Annotated in this window: 1 protein-coding gene; it reads left to right on the forward strand. The window is 28.9% G+C overall.

Annotation, left to right across the window (positions count from 1 at the left end; translation table 11 throughout):
• Nucleotides 1-293 precede the first annotated feature (293 nt).
• Nucleotides 294-2,108 carry a group II intron reverse transcriptase/maturase gene (ltrA, locus tag ACK2WN_RS11915; RefSeq protein WP_416155688.1) on the forward strand — a complete coding sequence of 605 codons (1,815 nt, stop codon included), beginning with the start codon at nt 294-296 and terminating at the stop codon, nt 2,106-2,108.
• The last annotated feature ends 106 nt before the right edge of the window (nt 2,109-2,214 follow it).

Raw genomic sequence — 2,214 nt, forward strand, 5'->3', positions numbered from 1 at the left:
GATGACCTAAGGATATTATGTAAAGATAATGATAATGGAACAAGGGAAGCTTAAGATATGGAGGTTTCACTGCCAAAGAAATAGTGGTAAGGAAAGCTAACAAGTATAACTTACCTTAACTTAAGTGAAAGTAGTGGCACTACCTATGAAGTTTTTGTAATGAAAACAGAGGAATAGCCACAAGACAAATTCAAAATTAAAAAATTAAATAATAGAGATATTCCAAGGTTCGAGTAAGACTAAGAGATGTATGCTATAAATTTAACTTCTAAAGTTAAAGGAGGTATACAGACTTGGAGGAAAGTTTAAAAACAAAGAAAAGTCAGTTACTAAGAAATAATGAATATTACTTATTACAAAAAAAATATGATAAACTATACAAACTTGCTAAGGAAAATTATAAATTTAATAATCTTATGAAAGACATAAGCGAAGAAAAGAATATTTTACTTGCTTATAGAAATATTAAGAAAAATAAAGGCTCAGTTACAGTAGGAACAGACAATATTGACATTGACTACTACAAGGACTGGAGCAAAGAAAAATTTGTAATGCACTTTCAAAACAAACTTAAAAACTATAATCCTAAGAGTGTAAGAAGAATTGAAATTCCAAAACCAAATGGTAAAATGAGACCATTGGGAATACCTTGTATGGAAGATAGAATCATACAACAATGTATTAAACAAGTATTAGAACCTATTTGCGAAGCAAAGTTTCATAAACATAGTTATGGATTTAGACCAAATAGGTCAACCAAACATGCTATAGCACGTGGCATGTGGTTAATGAATAACTCTAAATGTCATTATGTAGTAGATATAGATATAAAAGGATTCTTTGATAATGTAAATCATTCAAAGCTAAAGAAACAAATATGGTCTTTAGGAATCCAAGATAAAAATCTCATTGCTGTAATTGGGAAAATACTTAAATCAGAAATAGAAGGTATAGGTATTCCTAACAAAGGAACACCTCAAGGAGGAATAATTAGTCCCCTACTATCCAATATAGTACTAAACGAGCTAGATTGGTGGTTAAGTAGCCAATGGGAAACATTTAATAGTAAACATGAATATTATGACGCTGGAACAAAATACAGAGTACTCAGAAAAGGAAATTTAAAGGAATTCTATTTTGTTAGATATGCAGATGATTTCAAAATTTTTTGCAAAGATTATGTGACAGCCAAGAAAATATATATGGCAACTAAAGAATGGCTAAGAGAGCGATTAGGATTAGAGGTTAATAATGAAAAGTCAAAAATAACAAACCTTAGGAAAAATAGAACTGAATTTTTAGGAATAGAACTTTATGTTATTCCTAGTAAAAACAAGTATGTATGTCATAGTAATATAAGTAAGAAATCAAAGAAAAGAATAGTAGAAAATCTTAAAAAACAAATTAAGGTGATTCAACATTATCCGACACGTAAAGAGGTAGGAAAATTAAATTCTATGATATTGGGAATACATAATTATTATAATTGTGCAACCAAAGCCAGTTATGACTTTGGAGATATAAATTTCTTAGTTTTAAAAACCTTGAAGAATAGATTAAAACATGTAGTCTCGGATAAGGGCATCAGAACAAATTCATATCAAAAACTATATGGACAATACCAAGGCAAACTTAGAACTATTAAAGGGATTACTATATATCCAATTTATGGATGTAAATATAAAAGATTATATAGTTTCAAACAAGAAACAAACAACTATACTAAAGAAGGTAGGTTGCTAGTTCATAAGCAATTGTTAGGATATAATCATCTAATTGAATACCTACTAAATACATCACAGGAAAATACTAGTATAGAATACAATGATAATCGTATCTCGTTAATAATAGGACAACAGGGTAGATGTGCCATAACAGGTAACTTATTAGATATAAATAACATGGAATGTCATCATAAAAAGCCTAAGTTATTAGGTGGAACTGATGAATACAAAAATTTAGTATGGATTTGTAGTGAAGTACATAAATTGGTACATTGTACAAAACAAGAAACAATAGAAAAGTATTTAAATCAATTACAATTAGACAATAAAGGTATTAAAAAACTGAACTCTTTAAGAAAACAAGTAGGTAATCCTATTATATAATTTAAATTTAAAATTTGTTGGAACGCCGTATGAGGTGAAAGTCTCACGTACGGTGTGGAGTGGGGGAAAAGATGGAGATAAAATCAAAGTCTTACCTATCACTATT

The organism is Peptacetobacter sp. AB800 (assembly GCF_047807365.1).
Lineage (GTDB): Bacteria > Bacillota > Clostridia > Peptostreptococcales > Peptostreptococcaceae > Peptacetobacter.